At 60.0% G+C, this 11521-nt stretch carries 15 protein-coding genes; 13 read left to right on the top strand and 2 right to left on the bottom strand.

Annotation, left to right across the window (positions count from 1 at the left end):
- Position 1: 1 nt before the first annotated feature.
- The 13 genes from ACXAG6_RS03090 (at position 2) to ACXAG6_RS03030 (ending at position 9614) form a co-directional block, all read left to right on the top strand.
- Positions 2–886: a transglutaminase family protein gene (locus ACXAG6_RS03090; protein ID WP_475334911.1), complete on the top strand. Its 885-nt coding sequence runs from the start codon at positions 2–4 to the stop codon at positions 884–886.
- Positions 887–1096: 210 nt separating this feature from the next.
- Positions 1097–2287 (top strand): tyrosine-type recombinase/integrase, encoded by a 1191-nt coding sequence (locus ACXAG6_RS03085; RefSeq protein ID WP_475334908.1) that lies wholly within the window; start codon positions 1097–1099, stop codon positions 2285–2287.
- Positions 2288–2469: 182 nt separating this feature from the next.
- Positions 2470–3099 carry a hypothetical protein gene (locus ACXAG6_RS03080; RefSeq protein WP_475334906.1) on the top strand — a complete coding sequence of 210 codons (630 nt, stop codon included), beginning with the start codon at positions 2470–2472 and terminating at the stop codon, positions 3097–3099.
- A gap of 102 nt (positions 3100–3201) precedes the next feature.
- Positions 3202–3378, top strand: a complete 177-nt coding sequence (locus ACXAG6_RS03075; RefSeq protein WP_446310051.1) for a helix-turn-helix transcriptional regulator — start codon at positions 3202–3204, stop codon at positions 3376–3378.
- Between the two features lie 200 nt (positions 3379–3578).
- Positions 3579–3791, top strand: coding sequence for a hypothetical protein (locus ACXAG6_RS03070; RefSeq protein ID WP_475334904.1), 213 nt, complete (start codon positions 3579–3581; stop codon positions 3789–3791).
- Positions 3788–3997 (top strand): hypothetical protein, encoded by a 210-nt coding sequence (locus tag ACXAG6_RS03065; protein ID WP_475334903.1) that lies wholly within the window; start codon positions 3788–3790, stop codon positions 3995–3997. Before ACXAG6_RS03070 ends, ACXAG6_RS03065 begins: the two co-directional genes overlap by 4 nt.
- Positions 3994–4872 carry a DUF7146 domain-containing protein gene (locus tag ACXAG6_RS03060; RefSeq protein WP_475334901.1) on the top strand — a complete coding sequence of 293 codons (879 nt, stop codon included), beginning with the start codon at positions 3994–3996 and terminating at the stop codon, positions 4870–4872. The genes ACXAG6_RS03065 and ACXAG6_RS03060 overlap by 4 nt, the downstream gene beginning before the upstream one ends.
- The gene (locus ACXAG6_RS03055; RefSeq protein WP_475334898.1) at positions 4869–5921 is read left to right on the top strand and encodes a DUF3987 domain-containing protein; all 1053 of its coding nucleotides are present in this window, start codon (positions 4869–4871) and stop codon (positions 5919–5921) included. The genes ACXAG6_RS03060 and ACXAG6_RS03055 overlap by 4 nt, the downstream gene beginning before the upstream one ends.
- 103 nt (positions 5922–6024) lie before the next feature.
- Positions 6025–6369 carry a hypothetical protein gene (locus ACXAG6_RS03050; protein ID WP_475334896.1) on the top strand — a complete coding sequence of 115 codons (345 nt, stop codon included), beginning with the start codon at positions 6025–6027 and terminating at the stop codon, positions 6367–6369.
- A gap of 357 nt (positions 6370–6726) precedes the next feature.
- Complete coding sequence (locus ACXAG6_RS03045) at positions 6727–7287, top strand: DNA-packaging protein (protein WP_475334894.1); 561 nt, start codon at positions 6727–6729, stop codon at positions 7285–7287.
- A complete protein-coding gene (locus ACXAG6_RS03040) occupies positions 7284–7916 on the top strand; it encodes a hypothetical protein (protein WP_475334892.1) in 633 nt (210 codons plus the stop codon). Before ACXAG6_RS03045 ends, ACXAG6_RS03040 begins: the two co-directional genes overlap by 4 nt.
- Before the next feature lie 3 nt (positions 7917–7919).
- Positions 7920–8432, top strand: a complete 513-nt coding sequence (locus ACXAG6_RS03035) for a hypothetical protein (RefSeq protein ID WP_475334890.1) — start codon at positions 7920–7922, stop codon at positions 8430–8432.
- 291 nt (positions 8433–8723) lie between these two features.
- Positions 8724–9614 (top strand): Abi family protein, encoded by an 891-nt coding sequence (locus tag ACXAG6_RS03030; protein WP_475334887.1) that lies wholly within the window; start codon positions 8724–8726, stop codon positions 9612–9614.
- Positions 9615–9782: 168 nt separating this feature from the next.
- On the opposite strand, the gene ACXAG6_RS03025 is transcribed toward ACXAG6_RS03030, so the two are convergent.
- The gene (locus ACXAG6_RS03025) at positions 9783–10058 is read right to left on the bottom strand and encodes a hypothetical protein (RefSeq protein WP_475334885.1); all 276 of its coding nucleotides are present in this window, start codon (positions 10056–10058) and stop codon (positions 9783–9785) included.
- A gap of 293 nt (positions 10059–10351) precedes the next feature.
- Complete coding sequence (locus ACXAG6_RS03020; RefSeq protein ID WP_475334884.1) at positions 10352–11476, bottom strand: hypothetical protein; 1125 nt, start codon at positions 11474–11476, stop codon at positions 10352–10354.
- Positions 11477–11521 lie beyond the last annotated feature (45 nt).

Genomic DNA, 11521 nt, shown 5'->3' with positions numbered 1-11521 from the left:
CTTGCGCTATGATGTGAAACTCCTGATCGAGTACGAATATGCGGGCACCTCTGACCATGCCCGCAACCTGCTCCATCTTCTGCCCGCCGAGATCCCTGATCGGCAGCGCATCTCCGCCAGCCTGCTGACCGTAGACCCAATGCCGCAAGAGCGGCGTGATCTATTCGACTTCTACGGCAACCTGATGACCTTCATCGGATTCCACGAGCCGATAGACCGGATATCACTGTCTCTGACCGCCCGCGCCGAACGTCTCTTGCAGCCTCCGGGGCTGGAGATATCGCCACCACTGGCCGCCCTCCCGCGCGAGATTGCCGAGGCAAGGCACATAGACGGCACCGCGCCTCACCACTTCATCGGCCCAAGCCCAAGGGTTTCGCCCGACGCGGCGATGAGCAGCTTCGCCAAGGGGGTGGTGTCGACAAACATGCCAACGCTTGAAGCGGTGCGCGCAATTGGCCGGGCTCTGCACAAAGAGATGACCTTTGATCCAGACGCCACCGAGGTGGATACACCGGCGGCGGATGCCTTCAAGGCACGCCACGGCGTGTGTCAGGATTTCTCACATATCATGATCGCCTGCTTGAGATCGCTCGGCATTCCCGCCGGATATGTTTCTGGCTTCCTGCGCACGATCCCGCCCGAGGGTGAGGAGCGGCTGGAGGGGGCCGATGCGATGCACGCATGGGTGCGGGCATGGTGCGGCACCGAAGTCGGCTGGATCGAGTTCGACCCGACAAACAACATTTCCACCGGGATGGATCATATCACCGTCGCCGTCGGGCGCGACTACGGCGATGTGGCACCAGTAAAGGGCGTGATCCGCACGGTGGGTAATCAAGACACCAGCCACAGCGTCGACGTCATCCCGCTGCCAGCGGCCTGACGAAGGGCGTTACGCGGCCGGGGGCCGGTTCCGGAACTTTCGGAGAAAACTGGTGCCGCTGAAGGGCATTGAACACCTACACCATGTTGTTTCACCCTGTTCCAGTAGATGCCGGAAAGCCAACATAGCTTGAACTTTTCTGTTCCACTGTTTCCCAAGATGCCCCATGGTATGCTACATGTAGGGGTGGACTGAGGGGTGGATAGGATCATGAGGGCATTGAACAAGCTGACCAGCGCTCAGGTGAAATCCGCGGGGCCGGGCAAGTACGGCGACGGCGGTGGCCTCTGGCTGCACAAACGCGAAGATGGCGGGGCTCAGTGGTTCCTGCGCATGACAGTACACGGTCGGCGCAGGGAGATGGGCCTGGGCAACCTTTCTGCCGTGTCACTGAAGGAAGCCAGGGAAGCAGCCGAGCGCTGGCGTGCCGTGGCCCGGTCGGGGAAAGACCCGATCAAGGAGCGGCAGAGACTCGGTCGTGAAGCCGAGCGTATGGACAACACCCTGCGAACGGTAGCTGAGGATGCCTTCGAAGCCCGGAAGGCAGAACTGAAGGGCGACGGCAAGGCAGGGCGCTGGTTCTCGCCTCTTGAGCTTCACGTGCTGCCGAAGCTGGGCAAGGTACCGGTCGAAGAGATCGATCAGCAGGACATCAAGAACACCCTAGCGCCGATCTGGCACGAGAAGGCCGACACGGCCCGCAAGGCGATGAACCGGCTGAGCATTGTGTTCCGTCATGCAGCCGCGCTTGGGTTGGATGTGGACCTGCAAGCGATAGACAAGGCCAAGGCGCTACTCGGGAAGAGCCGACACAAGGCCACCAACATCCCTTCCTTGCCGTGGCAGGTGGTGCCTGCGTTCTACCAGTCTCTCACAGAGCCGACAGTCACCCAGCTCGCCCTGAGGCTTCTCATCCTGACTGGCGTGCGGTCCAAGCCGCTGCGCTTCATGCGGCTGGAGGACATCGAGGGCGGCGTTTGGACCATTCCCGGTGAGGAGATGAAGGGCCGCGTGGGTCAGACGGCAGACTTTCGGGTACCGCTCTCGACGGAGGCGCTGGCCGTGATCGAGATGGCAAAACCCCACGAGCGGGATGGCTACCTGTTCCCCAGCGTCCGCAAGGGCGTCATCTCTGATGCGACGATGGCGCGCTTCATGGAGCGAAAGGGGATGGAGGAACGCCCCCACGGCTTCCGGTCCAGCCTGCGGACCTGGCTGGCCGAGGCCACTGACGCGCCGCACGAGGTTGCCGAGACGGTTCTGGGGCATGTCGCCGGTTCTGCCGTCGAGCGGGCGTACCGGCGAACGGACTTCCTTGAGCAGCGGCGCGTTCTGATGGGGCGTTGGGGGCAGGTGTGCCTGGGCAGGACTGGAGACGTTCTGGCGATGGTGTCCAGTTGACGAAGCGACCGAAGGAGCCACCGAAACTCGTCACCAGAGTGAAGCCCTGGTCGCAGCGCCCCGGGGAGACACTACGAACGTCCTCCTACTCCGCAGGCATACTGCATTTCACGCAGACGTCGCACGGGCCTGATGTGTCCCAGCGACTGAAGAAAATTAATGCTCTCCCGACCGATGGGCGCATGGAGCTTGCCTATGAGCGTTTCTTTGAGCTGCAACCTGAGGAGCTTGGTTTCCAGTTGTTGGGCGAAGCGGGCTTCTTTATGGGCGGCTACAGGCCGACTGCGAAGCTCAAGCTTGAACTGAAAGAGCATCTTAACTCCGAAGATTGGGCCGCGCTTGAGCGGGAAGTTGACGCCATACATGAGCGAGCAGAGTCAGCCCCGACTGATGTATTCCCGCCATTTGACCCCTGCGACTTCATCGTAGAGGTCCTGGTCGTCGCCACATGGGTTCAGGTCTTTGAAGAACCCCTCAGTGACATCTGGTTGGCGGCAATGTCGCTTCACGCAGCGCACGTCCGGCAAGACGACTTTCTGTACGGCTATCTTACAGCTTTGATCCACCAAAGGGAGCGTAGTGAAGGGCACTTCCTGCGTGGAAAAGGGACCTTAGAAGCTGCTCGCCGAGGCGGAGAAAGCAGCGCTGAGAACCAACGCTCAGACCTTCTGAGAATTCTCGCCTTCATGGCCGAGAAGATCGACGCCGGAGTGGGGATAACCCAAGCCGCACGTCTCGCGGCAAAGGCAGGTCTAGGCGCATCCGCTGAAGCAAACCGCCGGACTTGGTACCGCCACCACAGAAACATGTGACACACCCCGCCACCGTCACAGACCGCCCGCCTATCGTCATGGTATTCATCGGGGCACCACTTTGCCCCGCTTGGCAGCAAACCAGGATGAAAGGGCAAAGCCATGAAATACCTCACCTTCCGTGACCTTCAGGAGAAGCTGGGTGGCCGGGGCCGCACCAGCATCTATCGCGACATTGACCAGGGACGCCTTCCGAAGCCTATGAAGTTCGGCGCTCGGCTCTACTGGAAAGAGGCCGACATCGACGACCTGATGGAAGGCTTGGCTGCTGCCGCCTGAAGAAACCCCCACCAACCCATATGGGCGGCGGGGCAATTCTTTCGGCTGACATCGGAAGCATAGCGCACGCAGCCCGATCCTTCAACGAAAAGGACCGAGCAGTGAACACCAAAAATCATGAATATCAGCAGGCTAGCCCGCGCCGGCGTGGCTTTACTGCGCCTCTCTATGCGAGGGAGGGGCACAACCGCACTGCCCAGATGTTGGGCTACACGCTGACCCTCGGCACCAGCGCCGGATGGTCCGGTTTCGTGACCGTCGCAATTGCCTGGCTGACTGAAGCAGAGCGGGCGGCACTCGCCTTCGCGGCGCTGAAGTCCCTCCCGCCCAAGACTGCGGCTGACACCTTCGAAGCCGCCTTCCCCCAGCATGGCCAGCCCTCGGCAGACCTCCACGACCGGGTGGCCGCATGAACGGGGAAATTGAAATCATGGTAGGCTTCGACCGAAACGAGCCCTTTGCGGTTTGCGTTTGGGACCGTCATCGGGATGCTGGCTACATTGCCAAGTGCTTCGCAACCCGACAGAGGGCAATCGACTTTGCCGAGGGCATGGTCGAAGCCTCTGACCTCTCCTTCTACAGCGCGGAAGTTGTCGCTCTTCGGGAGGGTGCTCAATGACCAGTGACGCACGCCAGATCACAGCGGCGCTCAGCGGCAAGTGGCTCCGCACCTACGGGATCGCAAAATGCCCGGCGCATCACGATACAAGGCCCAGCCTGTCTCTTACCAACGCAGCGGACGGGAAGCTTTTGCTCCGCTGCCATGCGGGTTGCACTTTCACCGACATCGTAGCTGCCCTGGACAGCATCGGCTTGGGTGACGTCGGCCACAGTCAGCTTGATCCTGCCGAGATCGCTCGTCGTGAGGCAGAAGAGCGAGCAGATGTGCAGCGCCGGTCCCGTCAGGCCCAGGCGTCGTGGGATGACGCCCAACCCATTCAAGGGACCATCGCCGAAACTTACCTCCGCTCTCGTGGCATCACCTGCGGCCTGCCGGAAACCCTGCGGTTTGCACCTGAATGCTGGCACCAGAGCGCCAAGCGGCTTCCGGCGATGGTCGCGCTTGTGGAGGGATCGGAGGGCTTCGGAGTTCACCGGACTTACCTGAGGGCGGATTGTCGAGCCAAAGCCGAGGTAGCCCCGAACAGGGCAATGCTGGGCACGGTCAAGGGCGGCGCTGTGAGGCTCACGGCAGGCTCTGGGCCACTGGTGGTGGCCGAGGGCATCGAGACCGGCCTGAGCCTCGCCAGTGGCTTGCTGAAGGGCGCACCGACCATCTGGGCCGCGCTCTCTGCCGGGAACATGGCCGCGCTCCGTCTGCCGCCGACGCCGGGCGCACTGATCATCGCGACGGATGGCGATAAGGCAGGCAAGGCGAGCGGCGACAAACTGGCCGAGCGGGCTGACCGCCATGGCTGGAAGGTCAGCCTTCTGCCCGCGCCGGAGGGTCGCGATTGGAACGACGTCCTGACCGCGAAGGAGGCTGCCGCATGAACATGCCTGCCGCCATCCCCTTCAACCCGTCAGCGACCTGGCCCGAACCGGACCTGTCTCTCTCCAAGCCTGAACGCCCGCAAGCTCCGGTCATGGACCCTGCGGACTTCGATCTTGTCTACGGGCCTTGGACCAAGTGGATCAGGGATGCTGCGGACGTGAAGGGCGCACCGACCGATTACGTTGCCGGTGCGCTTCTTTCGACCGCCAGCGCGGTTCTGGGGAACTCTCGTTGGGCCTCACCCTGGGAAGGCTGGAAAGAGCCTCCAGTTCTCTGGGTCATGCTCGTGGGCGACCCTTCTTCGGGTAAGTCACCCGCACTGGATGCCCTGCTTGATCCGGTGAAGGCCATCGAGCGCGAACTCAGTGAAGAGTACAGGGCCGCTCGGACGGACTGGGAGGGCAAGGCTGAACTCGCTGGTCTGACCCTTGCTCAATGGAAGGCCGACGCGAAGCGGGCCATCGGTGAGGGCGAGGAAGCTCCAGAGAAGCCCGGCACGGCAGATGCGGGCGCACCTCCTATTCGGGAGCGTATCGCGATCAGTGACGCGACAACCGAGAAGGTGGCCGAGCTTGTCGCCTCAACTTGGCGCGGGTTGCTTCAGTATCGCGATGAACTCTCCGGCTGGCTCGGGAGCATGGATCGCTACAGCAACGGGGGTGATCGACCCTTCTGGCTCGAAGCCTTCGGGGGTCGCTCCTTCACGGTAGATCGGAAGAGCAGCCCTGAGCCCATCATCGTGGATCGTCTCAGCATCTCGGTACTGGGAGGCACGCAACCGGACAAGCTGGCGAGCCTGCTGGTGAAATCCGATGATGACGGTCTGCTGGCACGCTTCCTGACCATCTACCCCGAACCTGTACCCCTCTCGCGTCCTCGCGCCGCCTTGGATGAGGAGACCATGAAGCGGGCACTTACCCGGTTGCGCGACCTCAAGGGCGTCACCGACGAGACGGGCGGCATACGTCCGTTCTTCCTGCCCTTCTCTCCCGACGCTGCCGACGCTCTGCAGGAGTTCCGGGGGGCGCTGCAGGGAATGGGAGGGTGAAGCGCGCGGGATTTTCAAAGGGCACGTCGGCAAGCTGCCGGGCCTCGCTGTTCGCGTCTCTTGTGTCCTCGCCCATCTCGATTGGGCTGCTGATGCCGGGGCCATGCTGCCGGACCGCATCGAGGTGGATCACATCGGGCGCGCCTGCCACCTGGTCGGCGAGCATCTGCGGCTCCATGCCTTCAGGGCTTACGGTGCGACCGAGGTTCCCGAAGAGATCAAGCAGGCACGCCGCCTGGGTGATCTGCTCCTGCGTGATGAACCCCGGCAGGTGACCGTTCGGGAAATCCAGCGGCGTGAGCTTGCTGGCCTCCAGACATCGAAGGCCATCACCGCCGCTCTGAAGGTGCTTGAGGAGGCAGACTGGGTGCGCCAAGAGCGCGAGGAAACCGCTGGTCGGCCCCGCACCATTTACGTCCTGAACCCGAAGCTATGGGGGGCAAAATGAGCCGTTGGTTGCAGCTCGTCCGGAAGGCCGCAGAATTTCCCGCTTCCTTACCCGACACCCCGACAGAACCCGACAAAAGCCCCTCGCAAGGTCCGGATGAGGGCTTCTGTCCCCTTTTGTCGGGGTGTCGGGTGGAGAACTCGGAAAAAAATCGGCCGGAGCCAGGGGACGCACAAGCGCCGCTTCAAAGCGTCGGAAACCGCCCTCGCTGCTGGCAGGGCAAGGTCGTCTCTCTCGCCGAATGGAAGGCGCTCTCGAATTGGGAGCGGTGGGGGCCTCAAGGGGCGAGATGGAACGCGCTCACAGGAGGCTGGGAAGACGCTGAAACAGACAATCAAACGAAAGGAGGGCAAGCCCATGGCTGCGCCTGAGAACAACTCTTATTGGACGCTCCGCAGCAAGCACGGTCGCCCACCAATCTTCGAGACCCCGGAAGACCTCTGGGCCGCTGCCGTCGATTACTTCGAGTGGGTGGACGCCAACCCGCTCATGGAGGCCAAGCTGGTTTCCCATCAGGGGAAGTCGAAGCTGGAAGACCTGCCGAAGATGCGGGCGATGACCATTCACGGTCTGTGCCTGCACCTCGGGATCGGGTTCAGCACTTGGGCGGACTACCGGCAGCGTGAAGATTTTTCGGAAGTCGCTGCACGGGTCGAGACGGTCATCCGGGAGCAGAAGTTTACCGGCGCGGCTGCCGGGCTCCTCAACCCCAACATCATCGCCCGAGACCTTGGCCTCGCCGACAAGCAGGAACACACCGGGCCGAATGGAGGCCCCATCCAGACAAACACCCTCGGCGACTTCGAAATCGCCCGGCGGCTTGCGTTCATCCTGGAGAAGGGCCTCAGGGCGAAGCAGGAGACCGGCGAGCAACTCAACGACCATACAGGCAACGCTCAGAAAGGAGCGCATCAATGACCAAGAAACAGATCACCGAAGCAGACCTCAAACAGCGGGTGACCGAGCAGGAGGCTCGTGTAGCCGAAATGAAGGGCGAGCAGGTCGAAGCAATCCTGAACGGCACCAAGTTCGACACTGCTGCCCTGCGCGAAGCGGAGAGCGACCTGGAAGCCACCAAGGCTGCACTGACTGAGTTCCAGCGCCGGGAGCAGGCCCGGACTGCGGCAGAGGCCGAGGCGGCAGCGGCTGTGTCCGATGAAGAGCGGCGACAGGCACATTCCAAGCGGGTCCGCGAACTGGCCCAGGCACGCGAAAACGCCATCTCTGACATGGAAGCGGCCATGCGGAGCGCCGCCAAGGCCTACGCAAGGGCCGAGGAGGCGCGGAGAGGCCTCACAGGGGCGCTTAGCGCCGCTGGAGCAGGTGTCACCCACGAACTGCAACCTCGCGCCCAGGAGACTCGTTTGGCGGCTTGTACGGCGGCGGTGCTTCAGCCTGCCCTTGGTAAGAACCACTTCGGCGACATGATCCTGCGTTCCGGCTTCCTCACTGAAGGCACGAGCTGGCTGCTGGGCGAGAAGCCGGTTGCAGCCGAGATTGAGCGACAAGTGGCCGTCATTCTTGGCGAAGTCGAAGAGGAGGCCTGATCCATGGCGCAACTCATCATGCCCGCAGTCGCGGCCATAAAAGCAGGAGGAATGAGTGCCGCACTCATGGCAGGCGGCACCATCCTGTCCACTGCTGGCACCATCGCGGCAGGAAGCGCGGCCAACTCGGCTGCCAAGTTCGAAGCCAAGCAATTGGACCAAAAGGCGACCGCAGAGCGCGGTACGGCCTCCCACAAGGCACAGGAGGAGCACCGACAGAAAAGGTTGGTACAATCCCGCGCCCGCGCCGTGGGTGCAGCATCAGGCGGCGGTTTGGACTACGGCCTAGACGCTGCTATCGAGGAGGAAGGCACTTATAGGGCTATGGTTGCGCTGTGGGAAGGCGAAGAGGCTGCCCGTGGCTTCGAGGCTCAGGCAGATGCTCGGCGCTTCGAGGGCCAGCAAAAGCAGACTGCATCTTACCTGCAGGCAGGTTCACGGTTCGCTAGCGGTTACAGCTCGCTGATGGACGACTTCGGCCCAAGCCTGAACAAGAAGTATGCCGGGAGGAAGTAGTGGGGGTGAGGAGGCGGACACCTTCCGACACGAGATGCGAAGTCATGTATCGCGCAACGCTTTTCATGATGTGCATAGACGAGGTAGGAGCACGGTCACTAAACTTGGAGAGATGGCGTAGGGGGTTGACGGCCAACTTTATGTTGAAAACCCTGACAGCAGTGGGCATATAGGCTGCAATACGGCCAGCCCCACTGTTGTTAATCGCATCAAGGGTTGGCCTTTTCTTTAATGTACACAAAACCTTACCTTACAGTACCCCAGCAAATCACCTTGCTTCAGTCGCGCGGAATGACGATCGACGACATTCCCAAGGCGTCTGAATATCTTCAAAGGATTGGCTACTATCGTCTCAGCGCCTACTGGCACCCCATGCGCAAGCGCGACCCGATCACAGGTGGAGCTCTAGACGACTTCGAGCCAGGAACTCGCTTCAAAGAAGCGACTGACCTCTACACCTTCGACGGGCGGCTTCGGCTCTTAATGCTGGATGCATTGGAACGCCTCGAAGTTTCGCTCAGGACGGACGTGTCGCTGACCTTGGGCGCGCACAATCCGAAAGCTCATCGCGATCTCAGATATCTCGGGCCAAAGTTCGCGAGGTCTAGACACAAGACCGGCCCCACGAAGCACCGAGAATGGCTCCAAAAGCTAGATAAACGATTTGCTGACTCGAAGGATCAATTTGCCGAACACTTCAGGAGAAAGTACCCGAGCGATGACATGCCGGTCTGGGTCGCAGTTGAGCTGTTAGACTTTGGACCGCTGTCGCACTTGATAAGCGGGCTAAGATACGCCGACAGCATGTCGATAGGCGGGAACTACGGAGGGATCGACCAACGCCAGCTTTCTTCGTGGGCTCGCTCCCTCTCATTTACGCGAAACGTCTGCGCCCACCATTCTCGCCTCTGGAACAAGCGCCTAATTAATCAGCCGTCGCTTCAAGGTTCAGCAGGCAAGCCCCCTCCTGACCTCGCTCACGTTTCACGTGCCCCCGGCGGCACAACCAGGCTATACGCGATAGCTTGCATCGCTCGGTACATGCTGAAGTTTGCGAACCCGAGAACGCTATGGCACGAGAGACTGAAGGCGCACGTTGCCACCTTTCCGGCGTCCCCTCGATACAACATTGCCGCGGCAGGCTTCCCCACTGATTGGACAACCGAACCACTGTGGGTGTAACGATCACCACATTTGGTAAGTTTGCTCCATACTGCGGAACAAGGGTCGGTCACTTGGCTGGATTCGTCGCAGAAATACAAAATGTCTCGCGATGATTTGGGAGGTGTGCCGGAAGGGAAAACAGCCAAGGCTTCTCAGTCTACTACGGACGCGGTTTTGAGGCGCGGGTTAGTGCAGGTTCGACTTGATCCAGTCGTTGGTACCTTTGTTTGCCTTCTGGTGCGCCGGTTTGTGGGAAAACGGCACAACAAGCAGCCGGTCGTCATCATCTATGAACTGAGCCAAGTGGTCACGAAGCTCTCCCGCTTGTTCCATGGTCAAGTCCAAGTTGAGAAGATATACAGACAGCAGCGGCTTGTGCCCGCCGAGCCTGTCAAGCTCTTCCCAAAGTTTCGGATAGTCTTTTCGCTTCCGAAGGTCGTAGCTCACAACAAACAGCGCCATTACCGAATCCCCTTACTAGCCATGTTTCAAGCCTGCGCCAGCGAAGCGAGCTTTTCAAAGGCTCAGTAGGATTTCGGAAGTAGCTACCGGAGTTTAAACCTGCCGCTTTTGATGTTCCGCGCCCGTGTTATTCGGTCCCGAACGGCTTGCTGAATTTCGTTGCCGGGCTTCTTACTCGGCAGATTCACATGTTTCACACCTTTGAAGAGCAAGGGTGCGTGGCATGCATGTAGAATACCGAGGCGCACGCGAAATGTTATCTGTGGTTCGGATTGCTCGCCCGTCGGGTGATGCTAGCCTTCTTCGCTTGGTCGCCGTGGGGTAATCTTTAGCTCCTTTATGCCAGCTTCTGTAATGGTTTGAATGTCCATCGAGTATCCGGATGACTCAGCAAGTTGACTGAACAAGTTCATTATATACAGGTAGTCGTGCCGCACTTGTGTAAGGAGGTCGTTGGCCACGCCGTTGTCGTCCACTATGGTCCGCTTGTAGGAGTTGATCTTGAGAGCGCCCGTAACAAGGGATGTCGCTGTTTGACCCCAGTTCTCGTTTTCTCTCGAACCGTATGGCGCGTGGTGGATCAGCCGCTTCCGGACTTGCCCCACGCCTTGCAACGCATCACCGGCGCTACAAGCTGTCCCAGACTGAACAATGTGGCCGCCGTCGGTTAGCGTCGTCAGCATCGCATCATCGAATTCGCCTGGTCTCTTGAGCACGGCGAGCAGTCGAGCAAAATCATTGATTCTCGGTGGCTTACCAAGCCTCAACGCAATCAGCGCGCCCAGATGGTCTCTCGCGGTACCAATTGCTGCGTAGAAGTCGTGAAGGCTTGCGGAGATTTCATGATCCGTCAGGTTTGAGAACTTACGGTCACCGGCGTCATCACCTGATAGCAGGGCTGAAAAGAGTTGCTGGCTGAATGAGCGACAAATGCGCGCTACGTGGGTGTTTATGTTAGTGAGGCTTAGAGCGATGTGATTTGCCTTTTCCTTTATGCCGTCTTCAGTATCCAAGTAGTTTTTCGCAATAGCGCTCCATAGATCACGAGCATGTCTTGGATCAGCGTTCACACTGTTGACCCATGGCTTTATAAAACTGCGCCGAACACCGTCAGTAACCGAAGACTGCTCATAGAAGATCGGACGCAAATCAGTGCTTGAGAAGAGGCGAGGTAGGAGAGCGTGGGGCACGAACCCAACAATATGTGGTTTGCCATCGTAGGGCACTGGCTCAAGGGTCCAACCCTTGATCAAGTTTCTCGCGATAACACCTCCAGTGAAGTGGAGGAGCACGAAACTACCATTCTCTTCGCGAGGGATTGGTTCTCGTAAATCAAACCTGATGTTCACTGTCCACATGCCAATTAACTGATCGATCTCGATATCGCGTTTCTTGGTGCGAGCGGCATGTTTCGCCACATTTGGGCCTCCCCCGCTTCGCGTGTTGTATGCAGGCTATCGGGT

It is taken from the genome of Vannielia sp. ABF1_015 (genome assembly GCF_056160745.1).
This window is presented reverse-complemented; position numbering and strand designations above follow the sequence as displayed.

Coding starts and splice junctions, on each gene's coding strand:
- ACXAG6_RS03025 (WP_475334885.1), bottom strand. CDS start 10,058: ATGGCGCTGTTTGTTGTGAGCTACGACCTTCGGAAGCGAAAAGACTAT.
- ACXAG6_RS03030 (WP_475334887.1), top strand. CDS start 8,724: ATGACGATCGACGACATTCCCAAGGCGTCTGAATATCTTCAAAGGATT.
- ACXAG6_RS03070 (WP_475334904.1), top strand. CDS start 3,579: ATGTTGGGCTACACGCTGACCCTCGGCACCAGCGCCGGATGGTCCGGT.
- ACXAG6_RS03060 (WP_475334901.1), top strand. CDS start 3,994: ATGACCAGTGACGCACGCCAGATCACAGCGGCGCTCAGCGGCAAGTGG.
- ACXAG6_RS03080 (WP_475334906.1), top strand. CDS start 2,470: ATGGAGCTTGCCTATGAGCGTTTCTTTGAGCTGCAACCTGAGGAGCTT.
- ACXAG6_RS03040 (WP_475334892.1), top strand. CDS start 7,284: ATGACCAAGAAACAGATCACCGAAGCAGACCTCAAACAGCGGGTGACC.
- ACXAG6_RS03050 (WP_475334896.1), top strand. CDS start 6,025: ATGCTGCCGGACCGCATCGAGGTGGATCACATCGGGCGCGCCTGCCAC.
- ACXAG6_RS03035 (WP_475334890.1), top strand. CDS start 7,920: ATGGCGCAACTCATCATGCCCGCAGTCGCGGCCATAAAAGCAGGAGGA.
- ACXAG6_RS03075 (WP_446310051.1), top strand. CDS start 3,202: ATGAAATACCTCACCTTCCGTGACCTTCAGGAGAAGCTGGGTGGCCGG.
- ACXAG6_RS03045 (WP_475334894.1), top strand. CDS start 6,727: ATGGCTGCGCCTGAGAACAACTCTTATTGGACGCTCCGCAGCAAGCAC.
- ACXAG6_RS03085 (WP_475334908.1), top strand. CDS start 1,097: ATGAGGGCATTGAACAAGCTGACCAGCGCTCAGGTGAAATCCGCGGGG.
- ACXAG6_RS03065 (WP_475334903.1), top strand. CDS start 3,788: ATGAACGGGGAAATTGAAATCATGGTAGGCTTCGACCGAAACGAGCCC.
- ACXAG6_RS03055 (WP_475334898.1), top strand. CDS start 4,869: ATGAACATGCCTGCCGCCATCCCCTTCAACCCGTCAGCGACCTGGCCC.